The following is a 12,853-nucleotide window of genomic DNA, read 5'->3' as shown; positions in this document are numbered from 1 at the left end:
TGGAACTCTTGGGCTCAGCGGGTCCGACCAAGTCGATTTCGAAGCCGTTCGCTGCATTCAAGCCATGCCCCACGAGATCGGCGGTTCGGGTCCGTGAACGTGCCTGTGACGAGGTGGCACTTTCTGAAATACTGGAGTTGGGCAGCTCATCCCGAACGCTTTGTTCAGAGCACCGGTCGCGCAGTGCTAAACACATAATTGCCGCATCCCCCTTGGCTCCGAGGAATGTCGGCGTCGTTGAGGTCCTCCGCGACGCCGCAGTCCTGCAAGCAGGACTAGGTCTGCCGCGGAACCAAGCTGGAAACGAAGGATCGATCCTTCGAGCGTTCGCTCTTAACGACCGAGGTCATGTCGTTCGCCTTTGAACGGAGAAGACGGACAGATGATCATCTCCGGCCAAAGCTCCGATGTCAGGGGATGCCGGTGGCCGGCCCATGCCTTTCCCGCATTCAGATTTTGTTCGCGCCAGACCGAGGCGAAGACCGTCATGATCGCTGCGACGCGAAGGAGAACCGTACGGCATCGAACCCGCGGATCGACGAGGATGTCTGGGGCCCCTGATCGGCCGTACCGCGCGGCGTGGAGTCCGACGGTCTCATCTCCGGCATGGCCTTCACAGCCACCGTCGTTTCTGGCCATTACCTCTGATGCATGAGTCAAAGGCGGGGCAGGACCGTTCCTGGTCTAGCACCAGCCCGACGCGGATCCCGCACGTGCACTTGTTCGGCCACCCGTTCTGATTTCTCACCGGCGGACGTCGGCGCTCCGTTGTTCGCCTGCAATCGTGGACGGAAGCCGACGGTGTGAACACCGGCGGCTTCCGTAGGTACTACCACCCGAAGCGATCGAAACCGAAACCTCCGTCCCAGCCGCCCCAAGCACCCCAGCTCCAGTTCGGATCAGAATAATCCTCGGCCGCCATTTCCTGCTCGTCCGCGATGTTCTTCGCCTGCACGGCCTGCTGGTATCGGCCATATGCGGCTTCGGTGCCGACGTAGAGACAGTTGCACGACTTCGGATCCGCATAGACGTAGGTTACTATGTCCCCTTTGGTGCGCCGTGCAAACTTGTCCTTGGGCAGTCGGTTGAGCATGGCGATGCGCGCTGGGGTGTTCGCTGGCTTGACGACGAAACCCGCAGCCGCCAGCGAGTTCTCCTGCTTGGTGATCGACTTCTTCGATTCCGCCGCGGCGGGCGCAAACAGCAACGGCGTAACGGCCATCGACGACATCACGAGCAAAATCGCGCGCACCTTTGAAGGGAACTTTCTCATTGCAATGATCTCCTGAACGAGCCCTTTGATCGGGCATATGTGAGAAGCACAATGCTTCTTGCTTCAAATGGAGGCTGCGCATGCCGAAAGCCATTATACTAAGGTTTGACACTCGTTGCGCTAATAGTAAGAAGATTTGCGCTGAAGTGATTTGCTGATATCTTAAGTCGCGCTCGATTTCTCGAGAACCTATCGTACACTGCCAAAAAAGCTGCGCGTTACATTCCAGTCGGACGGCCTGAGGTCCGACCCGGACGTCCGCTTGTTTTGGCCTCATCTCCCTGCCATCCCCCTCCGAGAGCCTTGAACAGCGTAACGAGAAGATCCGTCTGTTCGGCCGTAGATGCCGCGACCGCGGTTTGCGTGCCGATCAGTGCTTCCTCCGCTGTAAGCAGATCGAGCTGGCTGATGGCTCCGGCGTCCAGTCTGGCGCGCGCGAGCGCAAACGACTCCGCTGCGGAACGCTGCGCCATATCCAGTTCCCGGCTTCGATCCAGAGACGCACTGTAGCGGGCGAGAGCTTGTTCCACTTCCTTCAGCGCCGTCAGCACCGCGCCATCATACCCCGCCACGGCGGCGCGGTCACTTGCACGAGCGGCTTCCAAACGCCCCTTGGCGGCAGCGACGTTTGGAAAGGACCAGGAAATCAGGGGTCCGAGTCCAAAACTCGTCGCGGGCCGAGTACCGAGGCCGTTACCATCGGGTGCAGCCGAGGAAACCGATCCGAACAGACTGATGCGCGGCAGCAGGTCCGCCTTCGCGACGCCGATACGGGCGCTTGCCGCCGCCATTCTACGCTCGGCAAGCCTGACGTCGGGCCGCCGCTCCAGCAATGCCCCGCCATCGCCGACCGGTACTGCCTGTTTCAGCGTCGGCGCAGCCCGGCACCGGGATGCTTCGGGCGGAACGTCCGCGGGAGTGCGCCCCATCATGGCGGCGAGAGCGAACAGCGCTGCGCGCCGCTCGCCGACGGCAATCGGCAAGGTCGCGTTGGTTTGTGCCAGGACAGTCGTGGATCGGGTCAGATCGAACCGTGTGGCGCCCCCTGCAGCAAGCTGCCGGCCTACGATCGTGCGCTGCTGTTCGGCCAAGGCGATCGATCGCTGCGCGACCTCGATCTGGTGGGCGGCCGCGCAAGCGGAAACATAGGCACGGATAGTCTCGCCGGCCACCATCAACCGCACCGCGTCGCGAGACGCTGCCGCGGCTTCCGCATCGGCTCGGGCTGCCTGCAAGGACCGACGGACTCTGCCGAAGAGGTCGACCTCATAAGCCAGCTGGAATCCGCTGCTGTCGATCAGGCGATTCTTAGCCTTGCCGCCCAGCGCGTCGGCGACCTCGGTCTGAGTGGCTGTCCGTCCGTAGACGGCACCCGCGGTAACACCGGTAGCCGGCAGGCGCGCCGAACCAGTGACGCGGAAGGCGGCTTGGGCTGCGTCCAAGTTGGCCTCCGCCACGCGAAGGTCGGTGTTGGCCGTCAAGGCTTTGGAGACAAGGTCGTTCAACACGTGGTCTTCGTAGAGCTCCCACCATCTTGAAGGAGTGTCCGCCGTCGTCGCCCCCGACGGAATGAACACCAGGCTGCCGCGCACCTGCGTAGAGGGTATCGGCGGATGATAATCGGGACCGAGCGTACACCCCCCGAGCAATAGGACGGTTGCCAATAGCCTGCGCGTCATCGACGGAGCCCCCGAAATTGAAACTTGAAGGGACGGTAGGTGGCGGGTCCGGAAGGAACCGGCCTGAGTATGAAGAGAACGATCAACGCCAGCATCGAAACGAAGCCGATCGCGAGGAAGCCGTCGATGCATGACTGGAGGTCGGCAGCCTGCCGGACCGTGCTGGCGAGCAAGCCTACCGACCTGGGTTCCGTCTCGGCCCCGGATCGGGGAGCGAGGATGCGGGCGTATTGGTGGAGCCGCCCTACGACGTCGGGATCGCCCGAAACAACGTTTTGCCCGATGACGTTGGAGGCATGCTGCTCGCGCATGCGGACGAACGTGACCGTGAAGGCAAGTCCGAGTTCGCCGCCCATCAGCCGAGCCGACTGCAGCATCGCGCCGAATGTCGCCTGGATGTCGGTCCGCATCCGCAACACCGAAGTGAAGACGATCCCGCTCAACGCCAGCGTCTGCCCGAGAGCCTGGAGCAGCTGCGTGGCCAGAAACTGCTCCGGCCCCCACGCCGCAGTCATCGTCTGCGATACGATCCAGCAGGCGGTGGCGATCGCCACGAGACCCACGCAGGCCGTCCATCGCGAGTCCATTCTTCGGAGCAGGAGGGCCGCGATCGGCGCCGCGATCAACTGGGGAACCGCGATCCAGATCAGGGCTTGCCCGACTTCGAGCGAACGATAGCCGCGCACCGAGATCAGGAACTGGGGTATGAGAAAGGCGGTCGACAGGATGGTGAGGCGCAACACCAGGACCATCAGCAGAAGCAGAGGGAGCGGCCATTTGACCGCTCCCCTCAGATCGAACCAATCGCTCGGAACCAGAAGAAGGTTGATGACGGCGGCACCCAGTAGAATCAGTCCCGCGGAGAGAAGGCCGACGATCGTACCCGATGCCAGCCAGTTCAGCCGGTTTCCCTGATCGAGCCCTGCATAGATGAGCGCCAGTCCCAGTCCTGCTGTCATCACGCCGAACAGCGCCGGACGCTTCGTGGTCTTCGCCTTGGGTTGCCTGGGGAGGCCGAAGTACAGGCAGGCGATCATCGCGATGGCAAGCGGAACGCTCTGCCAGAAGATGAACCGCCAGCTCAGATTGTCGATGTACCATGCCTCCAGCGAGGCCGAGATGTTGAGTGAAAGCTCCAGGTTGAGCGCGTAGACGACGATGCCGTAGGCCCAGAAGCGCGGCGGTAGCGTCCTTAGTACGACGGGTAGCGTCAATGGGATGAAGGTCCCGGAACCCATGCCAGCCAGGAACTGAAACGTCAGTAGTTGTGCGAGGCTCGTTGAGAACGGGATAGCCGTCGACGCGGCCGCGAAAAGCGTCGCGCCCCATATCAACACCTTTCGGGGACCGTAGACCGTGCCCGCCCAGATGGTCAGCGGGGTCACCAGCATCTGTGCCGTAGTCATCGACGTCGTGATCCACGCCCCTTCGTCATAGCCGGCATGAATCGCGCCGCGTATGTCGGCGAGACCGAAACTGGATAGACGTCCGGTGAGCGTGGATATGAACGCTCCGAGGATGACTGCGGTCAGCCCGACAAGGGCACCGCGCGGAAGCGCAGGGCTTGGATCGCTTTGGTCTGCTGCGGTCGCCATCAACCGCCCTTGGTGTCCACGGTCGAGGTCACGGACATGCCGGGCCGTAGCCGCTGGACCAGATCGCCATGGTCCTCGATCCGGATCTTGACGGCGAGACGCTGAACGATCTTGGTGAAGTTACCCGTAGCGTTGTCCGGAGGCAGGAGCGCGAACTGGGACCCGGTTCCGGGCGCGTATCCGGACACTCGTCCGTGGATGACGTGGCCTGGAAACGCGTCGATCGTCAGCGTTGCGGCTTGCCCTACCCGGATATGAGCCAGCTGCGTTTCCTTGTAGTTGGCGATGACCCAGATGTGAGGCAGCGGAGCAAGCGTGGCCACCTGGCCGCCGACCGCAAGATATTGTCCCGGCTGCACCTGCCTTTGGCCGAGGACTCCGGCTTGCGGCGCCGTGATCCGCGTATGGCCGAGATTGATCCGCGAGATATCGGCGGCCGCGAGAGCGGAAGCGAGCGACGCCCTCGCCTGCCGTATCTGCGACGCCAGGACCACCAACTGCTGCACGGCGGCCTGATGAACGGCATTGTCACGCTCGACTTGCGCGATCGCGGTAGCGTTTGCCGCGTCAGCGGCCTCGTTCTGCTCCTCGGAGCCGGCGCCGGAGGTCAGCAAGGTCCCTTGCCGGCGTGCAGCCTTGCCGGTCTTCACGGCGACTGCGATCGATGCAGCCACCGATGCCGCAGCGGCGCGAATGTTGGCCTTCTGAAGCCCCTGCTGCGCCTCGAGATTGCCAATGGCGGCACGTGCCACCTCGGCGGACGCTACCGCCTGCGCCAGCGACGCCCGGTAATCGTCGTCGTCTATCAGAACGAGCAGCTGCCCCGCCTTGACCCGCTCGAAGTCCTGCGCGGGCACGCTCTTGACGTACCCCGCCACTCGGGCACCAAGGGGCGTCAGATTCGCCGCGAGGTAAGCGTCGTCGGTCTCCTGGTAGCGACGGTCGCTCACCCAGCCATCCCATCGCGTAAGGCATAGATATAGCACGAGGCCGGCGACCAGGAACGCGGCGGTCCCGATGAGGCGGCCCCAATAGGCCCCTCGCCCGCCGACAGGTTCCGACGAGATGGGGGCCGGAGCTGAGGCCGCCGTCTGCGGCGGCGTCGGGGGCGGGGTCGGATCAGCTGTCGCTATGGGCGCCATGACATCGCGCTTCCTCTTCGATTGCAGCCAACTATGACGTGGCTTCTTCGGGTTGTATTGGATCGCGGGACCATGACTTGGATGCTGCGGCTGCAATACCGGTCAGGGGACCGCGTATCGCCGAAGCGGCATGACCCCACCCCGCCGGCCAATGCCGCTGGACGTTGTCGGCTGCTGAAATCGCTGGTCGCACTACCGGGAACGGCGGCTTGCAAGGCATCCCTTCCGCCCGTGCAGATTGCGACCGAATGTCGCGGGAGACTTCTAAACTATTGTATAGTTTTCGCCCTGCCTTACGCGGATAGAACCCGATCGTGGCCATCTTCGGCTCGAAAGAAGGAAGGACGATGACCCCGTTGACGCGCATCGTGGCGATCATCGACGACGACCATCACGTCCGGTCGGCTACCAGCAGCCTGATCCGTTCGCTGGGACTCCACACGTTGACCTTCGCCAGCGCCGAGGACTTTCTCGAAGCTGATTCCGTCGATGTGACATGCATCGTTTCGGACGTCCAGATGGGCGGGATGTCGGGATTGGACCTGCTCGCCAACCTCAGCCGGCACGGCTCGGGTCCGGCTACGATCATCATGACTGCACACGCCACTGACCACATACGGGAGCGGGCGGAGTCCCTCGGCGCGGTCGCCGTGCTGGAGAAACCCTTCCCGGCCGAGACGCTCGTCGAGGCGCTCAGCGGAGTATTCGGCCCGCTGTAGCAAAGAACCCGATCGCGGGAACGGCCTTCCGGAAAAGCGCACTTCGACACTCGCCGGATCAGGACGGAAGATGCAATCTGCTGTCCGTCGTACTTAATAATCAGGTCCTGCTGCGACCGTTCGAAACGCACTCGGTCACCGGAGCACCCGGATGGTCCCGGTCAGTTCCATGTCCTGCGGGAGTCGTGAGGCTGGACGAACCTTGACGGTCTGCGCATCGAAAGTCAGGCAGTTGCCTGGCGTAACCGTTCCCACGTTGCCGTCCCAAGCAACGGAAATCGGGTAAGCCTGCGCATTTGGCCTCCGATCTGTCGACCGGGCTACACAGATAGAGAGATCATGCGGCTGCTTGAAACGGACAAGTTCGACATCGTCCGACGAGTTCAGAAAGAACTCGTTCCGGGGCGCCATCTGTTCAGCATACTGCAGGATGGGATCCATCGGCCCCACGCCTTCGTTGATGAGCTTCTGATTCGCCGCCGCGGGTGCTACGGCGATACAGGCAGTCATCAACCCAACGCACAAGACGCTGCTGGACGGCAGCGACGTTTTGTTACCCATCAACATCACCGGATCTCCTTTTCGAGAATACGAGTATCAACTGAAATTACCGATTTCTGAATAATACGTTGGTATGCTTTGGAACTTGTGCGCGCGACTAACCGGTTGCTGCGGCTGCAGGTGAGTGCCGCCCCACTACTATCCGCATGTAGGCCTCGACCTTCGTCCAGAGCGGTCTGACCAGCCTCGAAAACGCCGTTCCACGGCGAGGGCGGCGAGACGGACCGTTCGCAGCTCCGTCCAGCAACGACTTGATACGGTCGAGTCGAGAACGCAGTCCGTTCTGGTCGATGAATTCCGAAGCGGCCCCGACGATCTGAACCACCATCAGACACTGCCCCCCGGCCGCCGCGCTGAAAGCGACGGTGAGTTGGTACTCCGCAGTCCTATCGTCCCCAAGCGGTCGCGCGACCACCGTCCACAGAAGGTGACTGACCGCAGAGACAACAAGATAGACCTGCTCGACGCCACCGGCATGTCCGCGACCGATCAGCATGTCGCCCTGTTCGCTCGGGCGGTCGATCCGCTTGCCGCGCGCCGGTTCGAGCATTGGGCTCACCGGGATCAATGCGGGCAGACTTTGCCAGCTCGTGAGTCGGGCGAACGCGTCTTCGACGCTTCGCGGTAGGAGCACCTGCTCGACGAGTACCGGCGATGGCTCGAAGCTCGAAATGCGTGGTTGGACGACCGGTTGACGTTCCATCTCAAACCCCTGTCTACTGGTGGCGCATGTCCTTCCATTCGCGGCGTCCCGGCGCCATCATACGTTGGTAGCGGCGAGAGTGGGCTGCCACGTCTTTGAAGGCATGTAGCGGCATCGAATCCCTTCCGCGGGACGTCGAATCGAGACTAGAATGATGCGATTTGTATGATCAGGCGCTATTCTACAGACCGCGAGTTGCAATTCCTCCTCGCCATTCGCAAGGCTAGGTGATGACCAACCTTTCCGACAACGAACTAGACGTACTGGTCTGCGTCATCGATGATGATGATGGATTTCGAAACGCGCTTGCGAGCCTGCTACGATCGGCAGGCTATCGCGTCGAGATCTTCCCTTCGCCTGCCGAGTATGCCGTATCGCCGGGAGCGGATGACTGCGCGTGCCTTCTGCTCGACGTCCATCTCCAGGACGCCAACGGTTTGGAGTTTCAACAGAAACTCCAACATAGCCAGGCGACGGTTCCCGTGATCCTGATGACGGGACAGGCCGACGTCCTGACGTCGGTCAAGGGCATGCGGGCAGGGGCGGTGAACTTTCTTGCGAAACCGTTCTCGGGCGACGATATCCTTGAAGCCGTCGACGAAGCGGTCGGCATCGATCGGGTCCGCAGGGCGGAAAAGCGCGGAGACGAAGCCGCAAAACACGCTTACGCCAGCCTGACCCCGCGAGAACGCGAAGTCATGGCGCTCGTGACGGCGGGGCTGATGAACAAGCAGGTAGCCGGGCGGCTTAACGTCAGCGAGATCACGGTGAAGATACACAGGGGTAACATGATGAAGAAGATGCAGGCCCAATCGCTTGCTGATCTCGTTCGAATGGCAGACGCGCTGGGCGTCCGCGAAGAGGGTACGAGCCGCTTCCCCAGTCAATCGGCGTAGACTAGCAGATTTTGCCCACCAGCCACGGCCGATAAGCAGAACTGGGCAATCATACCAAACCTTAGTTTAATAAAACCTTGGCATAATTTCGCCTGGGACAAGACTATTCCATTCTCCGAAGCGCCACAACAAAACGCTTGAGGAGCGACGACATGATTAAGAACCGAATTTTGACCGCCTGCATTGCAACGGCCGCCGCATCAGTTTGCGCAGTATCCGCACAGGCACAGACGGAGGTTCCGTTCTCGGGTCCTTATGTCGCCGCGATCGGTGGTTGGGATCGAGTGGATGGCGACCATCACGGGGAGACCGGCTTCGACTATGGCGGCATCGTCGGCTACGATGTGGCTGCCGGCAGTGTCCGGGTCGGTCCCGAGGTCGAGTTGACCGGGTCGACCGCCAAGGGATGCGTGGGCACGGCGGCTACCGAGAAATGCATCCGCAGCGGTCGCGATCTCTTTGTCGGCGGCCGTCTGGGCGTCGTCGCGACAAGCCAAGTCCTAGCGTACGTGATGGCAGGCTACACGAACGCCAACTTCGATCGTTATGCCCCCGGCCGTGACAAGGATATTCTGGAAAAGAAGGCGCACAGCGGCGCTCGGATCGGTGTCGGTGTGGAATATGCGCTGTCGAATGCCGCCTTCCTGAAGACCGAATATCGCTATTCGCGATATTCCCACGGCGTCTCGCGCAATCAGATCCTGGGCGGCATCGGTATCCGCTTCTGAGCGCAAACACGACGGGATTGGCGGGAAGCCTATCCCGTCGTGTTGCTGACGCGGTCCAGGCAAAAAGCCCGTTCCGCCAAGCGGCGCTCGTCGGCAGGCATGCCTTGGGACGCCGATGGAAATGATGGTCGACCGTGCCGCCGCAACCGTAAAGCGTGGAAGCGCCGGACGTGACGCCGGCATGTCCTCCTTCCCGACCTTTCGGAACGTTCGCTCCGGCTCTGATCGCCTGGACGGCCGTTCCGAAGACGTTTCAACGGACGGCCGGAACGGCAACGCACAACATCGGAAGGGATGCCGGTGCGGCACGCGCTCGGCAGCGCAGAGCAGTTCGTCCCAGCTCACTACCGCAGCCCGCCTCTGAAGCGGTGCGCCGCCGCGAACAGCCTAAGCGAGATCGGGGCGCTCCAGGGCATTCGGTCCACTGACATCTGGCCCCTGCCGTGGGATGCGCTGACGAAGATTCAGAACAGCTGTGGTGAAGGCATCAGCGGGTATAGGAACGATGATCCGGCGGTCTCGGAGCGCGGCGGCGTTCGCAACCAAGCGTTAGCCCGTATCAGTGGACGCATCAGGTGAGACTGTTGTCCTGGAAGCTTCTCGACGACGCGGGTGCCGTTCTCCGTGTAGTCCGCTCGTGCTTTCGAAAACACGGTCACGCCCGGCCGCGCGGCGTCGTCGCCGATGGCCATTGGAACGCCCCGCTCGCCTTCGACGCCCAGCATGGCGCACACCGCCTCCATCACGAAGAAGCGAAATCCTAGAAGAGCCGCCACCGGATTGCCGGGAAGGCCGAACACGAGTTGCCCGCCCGGGAGTCGCGCGAACAGAACGGGCTTTCCAGGCCTCATGCGCACGCCGTGGAAACCAATGGAGGCGCCGCGGCTCGCAAGCACTTCCGGGATGAGGTCGCGCGTTCCTACGGAGACGCCGCCGGTCGTCAGAATGATGTCCGGGCTGTCTTCCGAGATCATGGCGTCGAACGCGGCATTGATCACATCCACCTCGTCGCCCACCGTCCGCGCTGATTCCATCGCCAGGCCCACGGACCGGCAGGACGCGACCAACATAGGGCCATTGCCGTCCTGCACTCCGGCGCGAGCACCGGCGATGCCGCTTCTCAGCTCATTCCCGGTCGTCAAGATCGAAACGGCAGGCGACCTCCGGACGGGCACATTGGAGATGCCGTAGCACGCGAACGCACCGATCATCGCGGGCGTCACCAGTTCGCCAGCATCGGCGACAAGCTCGTCACGTCGGGCGTCCTCCCCCCGTCGACGAACATTCGTGAACGCCCCTATTGGACCGGGGACGGACAGCATCCTGTGCCCGGCGACCTGGACCGTTACGCATCGCTCGTGCGCGACGACCGCGTCGAAGCCCGTTGGCAGCGGTGCACCCGTGGCTATGCCGAAGACATGATCGTCCCGTGCCTCGCCGGCCCCTTGGTCTCCTGCGAAGATCGACCCTTCTATCCCGAAGCTGACGGGCGCGTCAGTCTCGGCGCCGGCCGTCGTCCACGAACGGAATGCGTATCCGTCCATGGCTGACATATCGAACGCCGGATAGTCGCATGCCGCACGGACCTCGTTCGCCAGAACACGCCCGAGAGCATCGATCAACGGAACGTTCTCGTTCTGCAGAACGTCCACGGAACCGCGTATCATAGCCAACGCGGTTTCGAAGGCGACGGCTTCCCGCTTCTCATGGCGTTGCGTCATCGGCAGTCCCGCAGCATCGCCTGACTGGCTCCCTTACCCAAGTTTCGCATTCGCGAACGGGATTGGGCAAATCCGTTCAGAGTTCGTCGCAGGACCGTAGATCGATCGTTCTCCGAACCTTGCCGTCACAACCCTAGTCCGGGAACGCCGCCGGTAAATGTACGGGGTGAACATTATTTGGTCCGTGTGGATGTAAGAGCTGGTCGGGCCGATTCTTCAGCTCCGAATGTCCGCCGAACCGATATGCCCCGCCCCCCTGAACTCGTATGCCGCGTTACGATAGCAGCCGGGCTGCTGAACGCCGGCAACCCACGAAAGCCCCGATTTTCTGCGCAGAGCGCAGTGGATTTAGATCCCGGCGTACCATTCGTAGTCCACGTTATCTTCCCAATAACCGCCCTTGCCGCCCCCGATCCCTGCGAGGCTGTCGACCACGTCGATCCGCATGATGTATTTCGACTGTTTGTAACCCAACTGCCGCTCGACCCTCAATCTGATCGGCGCGCCGTGGACGACCGACAACGGCTGGTCGTTCATTCCCCAGGCGAGGATGCTCTGCGGATGGAACGCGTCGATCAGATCCACTGAGTCGTAGTAGGTCCCACCCATGTCGGCGCAGGTACACACGACATAGCGCGCCCCCGGTCGAATGTTCGCGGCCTTCAGCACCGTACCGAGCAGCGGACCATGCCATTTGCCGATTGCGCTCCATCCCTCGACGCAATCGTGCCGCGTGATCTGCGTCCGCGCCGGCATGGCCATTATCTGCGACAGCGAGAGCGACAGCGGCGTGCGGACCAGCCCGCCGACCTGCAGCCGGTAATCTGCGAAGTTGTTCGCCAACAAGGCATCATAGTCCGCAGTGTCGGGGTTCTGAGTGCCATTGCCGCGGAAGATCGGCGAAATGTCCGCCGCGGTGAATTCGGGGGCGAGCGCGGCGCGGCCGCCCGCGCGTACCTGCAACAGGCGTTGCGTCGCCAGGTTCAGGCGTTCCCCCGAGAAAAGGATCTTCCGCGCCGCTGGGATCTGCACGACCTGGTCGCACCCTGTCAGCAGCAGTCCAGCGCCGCCACCGATCATCGTCCGCCGGCTGATCATGCCTCATCCTCCCCGGGTACTCGCCATTTGCCGGTGATCATCGACCGCACCTCGTTCACGGCGCCCGCCAGGATCACCAGTACCAGATGGAGCACGACGAACCCGCCGATCAGCATTGCGCAGATGAAGTGGATCGAGCGCGCGGACTGCCGGCCGCCGAATACATCGAGCAGCCACGGCCATGCGGCGTCCATCCCCGGTCCCAACGTCAGCCCGGAGAAGATCATCATTGGGAGCAGGACGAAGATCACCATGGCATAGGCGATCTTCTGAAGGATATTGTACGTGCCTGGTCGGTTCGGGTCGCGAAAGCGGAAGGCGAGATGGGCCTTCGCGTCGGCCCAGATATGGGGCGGCGCCACCTCCCGCGTCGCGATCCGCAGGTCGCGCTGGAAATGCCGGTTGAGAAGGCTGGCGACCATGAAGGCGAGTAAACCGAACGCCAACACGAGAGCGAAGAACAGATGCCAGCGCCTCGACATCGCAAGATCATAGGTCGTCGGGATCGTGATCCACGCCGGCATGTCGGGCAGGTTCGCCCAGGCATGGTCGAAATTCGCGCCGAACATCCCCCAATAGAGCCGTGGATGGGCGTTGGAGATGCCGAGCCCCGACCCCAGCAGGATGAAGATGGCGACTGCGTTCACCCAGTGCCACAGCATGGTGCTGAACCGGTGCCTGGGAACGATGGCGCCGGCGGGCGGCGGAATGATGTCCATGCTCGTCTTTCGCTCGAGG

Annotated in this window: 12 protein-coding genes; 3 read left to right on the top strand and 9 right to left on the bottom strand. The window is 62.4% G+C overall.

Features of this window, described 5'->3' with window-relative positions; all coding sequences use genetic code 11:
• Window positions 1-829: 829 nt before the first annotated feature.
• The 4 genes from QFZ54_RS15480 to QFZ54_RS15465 form a co-directional block, all read right to left on the bottom strand.
• Complete coding sequence (locus QFZ54_RS15480) at window positions 830-1,273, bottom strand: hypothetical protein (protein ID WP_307088546.1); 444 nt, start codon at window positions 1,271-1,273, stop codon at window positions 830-832.
• A 218-nt stretch (window positions 1,274-1,491) separates the two neighbouring features.
• On the bottom strand, window positions 1,492-2,952 hold the full coding sequence (locus QFZ54_RS15475; protein ID WP_307088543.1) for an efflux transporter outer membrane subunit: 1,461 nt from the start codon (window positions 2,950-2,952) through the stop codon (window positions 1,492-1,494).
• Entirely contained in the window at window positions 2,949-4,547 is a 1,599-nt protein-coding gene (locus QFZ54_RS15470) for an MFS transporter (RefSeq protein ID WP_307088542.1), read from the bottom strand. Before QFZ54_RS15470 ends, QFZ54_RS15475 begins: the two co-directional genes overlap by 4 nt.
• Window positions 4,547-5,497, bottom strand: a complete 951-nt coding sequence (locus QFZ54_RS15465; protein ID WP_307088540.1) for an HlyD family secretion protein — start codon at window positions 5,495-5,497, stop codon at window positions 4,547-4,549. The genes QFZ54_RS15470 and QFZ54_RS15465 overlap by 1 nt, the downstream gene beginning before the upstream one ends.
• Before the next feature lie 539 nt (window positions 5,498-6,036).
• Between QFZ54_RS15465 and QFZ54_RS15460 the strand changes: the two genes are divergently transcribed.
• On the top strand, window positions 6,037-6,408 hold the full coding sequence (locus QFZ54_RS15460; RefSeq protein WP_307088538.1) for a response regulator transcription factor: 372 nt from the start codon (window positions 6,037-6,039) through the stop codon (window positions 6,406-6,408).
• Window positions 6,409-6,543: 135 nt separating this feature from the next.
• Here QFZ54_RS15460 and QFZ54_RS15455 read toward each other — a convergent pair whose 3' ends face one another.
• Together QFZ54_RS15455 and QFZ54_RS15450 are read right to left on the bottom strand one after the other, a co-directional pair.
• A complete protein-coding gene (locus QFZ54_RS15455; protein WP_307088536.1) occupies window positions 6,544-6,975 on the bottom strand; it encodes a hypothetical protein in 432 nt (143 codons plus the stop codon).
• Between the two features lie 91 nt (window positions 6,976-7,066).
• Window positions 7,067-7,672, bottom strand: coding sequence for a hypothetical protein (locus tag QFZ54_RS15450; protein ID WP_307088534.1), 606 nt, complete (start codon window positions 7,670-7,672; stop codon window positions 7,067-7,069).
• Window positions 7,673-7,902: 230 nt separating this feature from the next.
• On the opposite strand from QFZ54_RS15450, the gene QFZ54_RS15445 reads away from it, so the two are divergent.
• Window positions 7,903-8,568, top strand: a complete 666-nt coding sequence (locus QFZ54_RS15445; RefSeq protein WP_307088532.1) for a response regulator transcription factor — start codon at window positions 7,903-7,905, stop codon at window positions 8,566-8,568.
• A gap of 152 nt (window positions 8,569-8,720) precedes the next feature.
• Window positions 8,721-9,296 carry an outer membrane protein gene (locus QFZ54_RS15440; RefSeq protein WP_307088530.1) on the top strand — a complete coding sequence of 192 codons (576 nt, stop codon included), beginning with the start codon at window positions 8,721-8,723 and terminating at the stop codon, window positions 9,294-9,296.
• Window positions 9,297-9,760: 464 nt separating this feature from the next.
• Here the strand turns inward: QFZ54_RS15440 and QFZ54_RS15435 are convergent, their stop codons facing one another.
• The 3 genes from QFZ54_RS15435 to QFZ54_RS15425 form a co-directional block, all read right to left on the bottom strand.
• Window positions 9,761-11,017, bottom strand: coding sequence for a molybdopterin molybdotransferase MoeA (locus QFZ54_RS15435; protein ID WP_307088528.1), 1,257 nt, complete (start codon window positions 11,015-11,017; stop codon window positions 9,761-9,763).
• Between the two features lie 348 nt (window positions 11,018-11,365).
• Window positions 11,366-12,115 carry a molybdopterin-dependent oxidoreductase gene (locus QFZ54_RS15430; protein WP_307088527.1) on the bottom strand — a complete coding sequence of 250 codons (750 nt, stop codon included), beginning with the start codon at window positions 12,113-12,115 and terminating at the stop codon, window positions 11,366-11,368.
• Window positions 12,112-12,834: a cytochrome b/b6 domain-containing protein gene (locus tag QFZ54_RS15425; RefSeq protein ID WP_307088526.1), complete on the bottom strand. Its 723-nt coding sequence runs from the start codon at window positions 12,832-12,834 to the stop codon at window positions 12,112-12,114. The genes QFZ54_RS15430 and QFZ54_RS15425 overlap by 4 nt, the downstream gene beginning before the upstream one ends.
• Window positions 12,835-12,853: the final 19 nt, after the last annotated feature.

The sequence above is a fragment of the Sphingomonas faeni genome (genome assembly GCF_030817315.1).
GTDB classification, from domain to species: domain Bacteria; phylum Pseudomonadota; class Alphaproteobacteria; order Sphingomonadales; family Sphingomonadaceae; genus Sphingomonas; species Sphingomonas faeni_C.
Note: the sequence above shows the minus strand (reverse complement) of the source record. Positions and strands in the feature narration are given on the sequence as shown.